This is a genomic window from Actinokineospora inagensis DSM 44258, from assembly GCF_000482865.1.
Lineage (GTDB): Bacteria > Actinomycetota > Actinomycetes > Mycobacteriales > Pseudonocardiaceae > Actinokineospora > Actinokineospora inagensis.
In genome coordinates this window covers 112943-119453 of record NZ_AXWW01000023.1, presented here as the reverse complement: position 1 = coordinate 119453, position 6511 = coordinate 112943, and the positions used below count along the sequence as shown (strand labels likewise).

The 6511-nt window shown below is 69.7% G+C and carries 6 protein-coding genes; 3 read left to right on the top strand and 3 right to left on the bottom strand.

Annotated features, from left to right (window positions below):
* Positions 1–318: 318 nt before the first annotated feature.
* Positions 319–1653 (top strand): COG1470 family protein, encoded by a 1335-nt coding sequence (locus tag H504_RS0109960; protein WP_157440321.1) that lies wholly within the window; start codon positions 319–321, stop codon positions 1651–1653.
* A 10-nt stretch (positions 1654–1663) separates the two neighbouring features.
* On the opposite strand, the gene H504_RS0109955 is transcribed toward H504_RS0109960, so the two are convergent.
* The 3 genes from H504_RS0109955 to H504_RS0109945 form a co-directional block, all read right to left on the bottom strand.
* Complete coding sequence (locus H504_RS0109955; RefSeq protein ID WP_026422660.1) at positions 1664–2002, bottom strand: DUF1801 domain-containing protein; 339 nt, start codon at positions 2000–2002, stop codon at positions 1664–1666.
* A gap of 107 nt (positions 2003–2109) precedes the next feature.
* On the bottom strand, positions 2110–2718 hold the full coding sequence (locus tag H504_RS0109950; protein ID WP_026422659.1) for a VOC family protein: 609 nt from the start codon (positions 2716–2718) through the stop codon (positions 2110–2112).
* A 55-nt stretch (positions 2719–2773) separates the two neighbouring features.
* Positions 2774–5377, bottom strand: coding sequence for an ATP-binding protein (locus H504_RS0109945; RefSeq protein WP_026422658.1), 2604 nt, complete (start codon positions 5375–5377; stop codon positions 2774–2776).
* A gap of 66 nt (positions 5378–5443) precedes the next feature.
* Between H504_RS0109945 and H504_RS0109940 the strand changes: the two genes are divergently transcribed.
* Positions 5444–5878, top strand: coding sequence for an ester cyclase (locus H504_RS0109940; RefSeq protein ID WP_026422657.1), 435 nt, complete (start codon positions 5444–5446; stop codon positions 5876–5878).
* Positions 5875–6507 carry a DUF2306 domain-containing protein gene (locus H504_RS34240; protein ID WP_051385687.1) on the top strand — a complete coding sequence of 211 codons (633 nt, stop codon included), beginning with the start codon at positions 5875–5877 and terminating at the stop codon, positions 6505–6507. The genes H504_RS0109940 and H504_RS34240 overlap by 4 nt, the downstream gene beginning before the upstream one ends.
* Positions 6508–6511: the final 4 nt, after the last annotated feature.

The window sequence follows — 6511 nt, the reverse complement described above, 5'->3', positions numbered from 1 at the left end:
CGTGGCCTTACCCGCCTGCCGGCTTAGGCCACCGCCTCCCCCAAACAAAACAACTTCACCCCAGCGGGCGGTTGGTGTCGGCGGGTTTCGAGGCGCGCGGTGCCGGTGTGGCGCTTCGTCGATATAGGACGGGTTTCGAGGTGCGTGGGGTGGGGGTGGCGCTTCGTCGATAGGGGGTTGGGGTTTGTTAAGGCGAGCGGCGCTCGCCTTCGTGAGGCTGCGCTGGGGGTGTTTGTCCAGCTTTTGTCCGACCTATGTCGATGGGGATCGGGTAGAACCGGGCGGTGGTGGGTTGGGTGGGCGAGTGGAGGTGCGGTGGTGACTGTCAACCATCATGTCGGCGACGCGGGGAATGTTGTTCAGGCGGGGGTGATCTCTGGGGACGTTGTGTTCCAGCAGGCGGAGAACCGGGATGTCGAGTTGAACCTGCGTCACCGAGATGACGAGATCGAGTTGACGTGTGCGGACGAGCGGGAGCCCGGGGACAAGGAGACGTTGGAGCTCACGGTGACCAACCGGGTGGGGCCTGCCAGGGAGTTGCGGTTCACTGTGCGGGGTACGCCGGGGTTGCGGTGGGAGATTGTCCGCCGAGAGGGTGACTCGCGGGTTGAGTCGATCTCGCTGGAGAAGGGTGGCGAGGCGCGGCTGTGGTTGCGGGTTTGGTGTGCGAGGACGGATCCGGCGGCTGGGCCTGGGTATCTGGAGGCAGGTGCGACGGTTGTCGGTGAGGATGTTGCTCGGCGGTGGTGGTTTGGCAATCGGCTGGATGTGCGTGTTGTTGCCAATGCGGTGCTGGGGTTGCGGCTGGAGCTTGGTTCGGTGACGAAAGCGCAGCGGTACCAGGGGCGGGTGCGGCTGGAGAATCTGGGGAACACCACCCTGCGTGGGGTGCTGCGGTCGACGAAGATCCCGGCGGACGATGAGCGGCTGTGGCTGAGCCCGGAGTACATCGGGTCCGCTAAGTCCGCGACACCATCCCGTGTTCCGCCGTTGGGGCATGGTGAGACTGACCTTGGTGGGTTCGTGTTGCTGCCCGGTGCGCGGTCAGAGGTGCCGATTGCGGTGGATGTTCCGTCTTGGGCGCCCGGTGTGCGGACCTGGCACTTGCCGCTCAAGGTTGAGGTGGAGCGGGAGAAGCCGAAAGCGATCGGGTTGCCGCTGACCTTTCGCCAGCAGGATGCGGTTGCCGACCTGCGGCACTGGGGTGGCACTGAGTTGAAGGTCCGGCAAGGGGTACTCGCTGTGGCTGGGGCTGCGCTGGTGGGGGTGGGTGTCGTCCTGGCCTCACTGTTCCATTCCGCTACCACCGAGTCCGGGTTCACCTACGCGCAGACCATGCCGTGCGAGGCTGGGAGCAAGGTTCTCGTTCTGGAGTCGCTGACCCAGGCCGACCTCGACACCCAGGGCCACACGGTGGTCGACTATGACACGTTCACTCTGGCCCAGGTCACCAAGTCATATCCTGACCTGTCGCGGTATCAGATCCAGCTCAGCAGGCGCGCGGCGTTGTGTCAGCAGGTCCGCGACCACGCGGGGCCGCCGGAGTACCAGTACTTCGTGTGGCTCGGCCCTGTTCTGGACGCTGATACCGACAAGGTGTGCGCCGAGTTGGGACGCGAGATCATCGCGTCCTGCAATCCCCTTCCCCGTTGATCGGTGGCTGCTAGACCTCCAGGTGGCAGGCCTGCCGTACCCAGTCGGTGAATAGGGTTGGGTCGATGTCGGTGAGGGTTTTGAGTTTGACGGCTGCCATGGTTCGGGTGCCTGGGGTCAAGCGTCCGGAGGGGTCGGTGAGGTGTTGGCCGCGCCAGAATCCGAAGGTCACGTGGCCCGGGTACGCCTTGACCAGGCACACGGGGGTCTTCCCCAGGCGCCAGACGGGGTGGCCGTGCCAGAGGGTGCCGGTGTCGGGGAGTTCGGTGTCGACCAGTTCAGCAACGGCGTTGGCGATGTCCCGGTGGTGGGTGGGGAGGTTGGCGTTGTACTCGGCGATGGTGGTCATGGGGTGCCCTCCGGTTGGTGTCACCTCCTCGTCGTCGGGGGGATGTGGCAGGGAATGCTCGGGGACCCGGTGGATGAGGGGGCCGTGCACACCGGGGTAGAGGCACATCAGGACAGGGGGGCCATGGCGGGTTCCCAGGTGAAGCCGTCCGGGTCGGTGAACGCCTTGGTGCCGCCCACGGTGATTCGGTGCGAGCCGGTGCCTTCGGGGGAGACGCCTGCGTCTTTGGCGAGGGCTTTTCGCTTGTACAGGGCCAGTTTGACGGGGCCGGTGGCGAACTCGACGTACATGCGGGCGAAGCTCTTGGTGACGGTGAGGCCCTGTTCGACGTAGAACTTCTTGCTCGCGAGGACGTCAGCCACGCCGAGGAGTAGCACTACATCGTTGATTTTGCCGGTGGCGGGGCCGGTGTTCTTCTTCGCCGACGTCGCCAGTTTCCAAATTGTGCCGTCGGGTGCCTGGACCACGGCGCCGTAGCCCCACAGGGATTTGGCGGCGGGTTTCACGGGGGTCGCGCCGGCGTTCACGGCGGTTTCGACCAGGGCGTCCACGTCGCCGGGCTGGGACACGGTCAGCGACAGGGTGAAACCGCGGAAGCCCTCGGTCGGTTCGTGTGAACCCCGCACGCGGAGGCGGTCGCCGAGGTTGAAGGCGTCGGTGTGGAAGTGGTCGGTGGGGTCGGTGACCTCGATGGTGACGTGCTCGATGGATGTCATGCCGACAACGCTAGGGCCACCCCCGCGAGCGCTGCTTCTCCATTCCTGACCGAACCTAGCGAATGGCCGGGAGGTCGCGGAGTTGCCTGCGGGAGCTGATGCCGAGCTTGCGGAAGATGTTGCGCAGGTGGGCGTCCACCGTGCGGGGGCTCAGGAACAGCTTGGCGGCGACCTCTTTGGACGTCGAGCCCGCCGCGACCAGGCGGGCGATGTGTACTTCTTGGACGGTCAGCGTGTCGGCGGCCCCGGTGGATCGGCTGCGGGCGAGTTCGCCGGTCGCGCGGAGTTCCTGGGCTGCTCGGGTGGCGAAGGCCTCGGCGCCGGTGTTCGACAGCAGGTCGTGGGCGTGGCGCAGTTCAACCCGGGCGTCGCGGCGGCGGCCTTGGCGGCGGAGCCATTCGCCGTAGAGCAGGTGGGCGCGGCCCTGGTCGATGGGCATCGACGTGAGTAGCGCGATGGCCTCGCGGTAGGCGGTCTCGTCGTCGTGGACTTGGGCGCGGGCGAGGGCGGCCAGGCCCAGTGGCCAGGGGTGATCGGAGCCGGTCGCGCGTTCGGACAGGGACGCGAGTGCGGCCCGCGCCAGGTCGGAGCGGTCGCAGCGGGTGGCGGACTCGACGAGTTCGGGGAGGGCGAGGCTGACCAGGCCGAGATCGCCCGCGGCGACGGTGCGCTGGGCGGCGTCGAGGGCGGTGGGGTAGTCGGCGAGGCCGTTGTTCAGGACCGCCCGGCCGAACTGCACGCTCAACGCCATGTCTCGGCCGACCTGCGCGAACAGGTCCTCCGCCGCCGCCCGTCTGCCCTGCAGGGCGACCAGGTGCACCCGCGGGTAGACCAGTGGGGCGGCGCCGGTGGCCTCGGCGATCGCCGCCTCCTCGGAGATCATCTCCTTGGCGGCGCCGAAGTCACCGGTGTGCGCGGCGACGGTGGCGAGCATGGCCAGCCCGATCGGCAGTGCGTGGAAGGCGCCGGACTCGCGGCCGACCGCGGTGACCCGGGTCGCGATGGCCCGCATGGCGTCGACGTCCATGAGTTCGACGGCGAGCATGAACCCCAGCGTCGGCCACCGGGTCCACGCCTCGACGTCGGCCATCACCGGTCGCAGCAGTTCCGCGCCCGCCGCGAAGCCCCGGTCGAGCAACGCGACCATGCCGTTCAGGATGACGTCGTCGTCGCGGGGTAAGCCGGAGGTGGGCGGTGCCGCCCGAGCCGCCTCGACCACGGCGGGCAGCGCGCCGGTGAGGATGCCCATCTCGATCGCGTCGACGTAGATCGTCCGCGCGTCCTCGGGTTCCTTCTCGGCCAGCTTCGCGGCCGCCCGGAGCAGGTAGTCGGTGGGGGCGTCGTCGCCGCGGAACCGGGCGAAGGAGATCCGCCCGCGCAGCAGGTCGACGCGGGGATCGTCCGGGTGCAGGGTGGACAGCAACTCGGCGGCCACGTCGAAGTCCCCGGCGGACAGCTTGGCCTCCACCGCCGCCAGCGCCCGCTCCGCGCGCAACCCCGGGTCGACGGTCAGCGCGGCCGAGCGCTCCAAGAACGCCGCCGCGGCGGCTACCCCGCCACGGGCCTGGGCACGCGACGCGGACTCGGCGAGCGCGTCGGCCACCTCCTCGTCCGGGCCGACGCAGGCACGGGCGCGGTGCCAGGCGACGCGGTCGGGGTCGTGCAGCGGATCGCTGACCCTGGCCAGCGCCCCGTGCGCCTGCCGCCGCTGCTCGTCGGTCGCCGCCTGGTACACCGCCGACCGGGCCAGCGGGTGGACGAACCGGACCCGAGTATCGAATTCGACCAGCGGCGCGTCCTGCGCGGCGGACTTGTCGATGCCCAGCAGCGCCGCCGCCCGCCACAGCAGGTCAGGATCGCCGACCGGCTCCGCCGCCGCGACCGTCAACAGCAGCCTGACCTGCGGTGACAGCCCCTCAAGTCGCGCGCGGAAGCTCCGTTCGGCAGCGGCGGGGGCCGGCAGGCCGAAGCCGCCCGCCAGACCGGTCAGGCCCGCGGTCCTGGTCAGCTCCAGCAGCGCGAGGGGGTTACCGCGCGCCTCGGCCAGGACGCGGTCGCGGACCCGTTCGTCCAAGGGCGCGGGGATCTCCCGGGCCAGCAACGCGCGCGCTTCCGGCTCGGTAAGGGGCCGGACGTCGACCGTGGGCAGGTGGGCGAGCACGGCGCGGTCCTCGCGCGCGGCGAACACCAGCGCCACCCGCTCCGCGCTGACCCGCCGGGACACGAAGGCCAACACCCGCGCCGACGCGTCGTCCAACCACTGGGCGTCATCGATCAGGCACAGCAGCGGACCGTCGTGCTCGGTCAGCAGCCCCAGCGTCGCCGCCCCCACCAGGAACGGGTCCGCCGAGCCGGTCTCCACACCGAACGCGATCCGCAGGGCCGTGCGGTGCGGGGCGGGCAGGACGTCGAGGTGCGCCAGGACCGGTCCGCACAACTGGTGCAGCGCCGAGTACGCCAGGTCGGTCTCGAACTCGGCGCCGGACGCCCGGATGACCCGGAATCCGGTCGCGGCCCCGGCGACGTCGGTGAGTAACGCGCTCTTGCCGATGCCCGGCTCGCCGCGCACCAGCACCGCGCCGCCGCGGGACCGCCGGGCGTCGTCCAGCAGCGCCCGAAGGCGCGAGGTCTCGGCCAACCGCCCCAGCAGATCGCTCATACGTACCGAAGCATAGGCGAGAACCACCGACGCGAGCGGTGTTCACCCGGCGGCATCGTCATGGTCATGGAAAACACCACGCAGCACCTGGTCAACGAATGGCTGGCCATCTGGAACGGCGAATACTCCCCGGCCCAGCGCGTCATTTCTGCCGATTTTTCCGTGCACGCCGCGATGCTGGACGGCGGCGACGGCAGCGCCCTGCACGGCCCCGACGCGCTCGTGGAGTGGGTCGCGCAGTTGCGCGCGGTATGCACCGACCTGGTGTTCACCATCGAGGTCGGCCCGATCACCGCCGACCGGCACGTCGCGCTCCGCTGGGTCGCCACCGGCGCCTACGCCGGCGGCTTCCCCGGCGCGACCGCCGCCGCGGGCACGCCGATCCATTTCACCGGCACCGACATCCTGCGGGTCGAGGACGGCCAATTCGCCGAATACTGGCTCAACTCGGATGTGCACGTGCTGCTCGCCCAGCTCGGCTTCCTCGCGCCACAGCCGTGACCACGCCCGTCCGGCGGCGCCGGATCGCCTGGGCCGCCGTCGCGGTCTCGGCGGTCGGGATCGCGGCCTACTCGATCCCCGCGTACCTCACCGGTGACCGGTCGCTGAGCCGGATCCCGATCAACCCGGCCCTGGCGCCGCACTACCTGTCGATCGTGTCGCACGCCGTGCCCGCGTCGCTGCTGCTGTTCATCGGACCGTTCCAGTTCGCCGCCCGGCTGCGCGCCCGTCGTCCCGCGCTGCATCGGGTGGCGGGGCGGATTTACCTGGTCAGCATGCTCATCGCCGCCGTCTCGGCTCTCGCGGCGGCCACCTTCTCGATCGACGGCTTCCCGGTACGGGTCGCGTTCTACCTGCTCTCCGCCGGCTGGCTCTACACCGCGTACCGGGGGTTCAGCGCCATCCGTCGCGGACAGGTCCCGGCGCACCGCGTCTGGATGATCCGCAACTACGCGCTCAGTTTCGCCGCCGTCGTACTCCGTGTCCTCTTGGGACTCGGCCTGGCCGTCCGGTCTCCACTCAACCTGACCTTCAACGACATCTACACGGCCGGCACCTGGGCATCAATCCTGATCTCGGTGGTCGTGTCCGAGTACTTCCTCATCCGCCCCCGATCCATTGCCGCATAGGAGA

What these genes read in the sequence shown, in the direction of transcription:
- H504_RS0109955 (WP_026422660.1), bottom strand. Translation starts at nt 2,002, where the DNA reads ATGACCACCATCGCCGAGTACAACGCCAACCTCCCCACCCACCACCGG.
- H504_RS0109950 (WP_026422659.1), bottom strand. Translation starts at nt 2,718, where the DNA reads ATGACATCCATCGAGCACGTCACCATCGAGGTCACCGACCCCACCGAC.
- H504_RS0109945 (WP_026422658.1), bottom strand. Translation starts at nt 5,377, where the DNA reads ATGAGCGATCTGCTGGGGCGGTTGGCCGAGACCTCGCGCCTTCGGGCG.
- H504_RS0109940 (WP_026422657.1), top strand. Translation starts at nt 5,444, where the DNA reads ATGGAAAACACCACGCAGCACCTGGTCAACGAATGGCTGGCCATCTGG.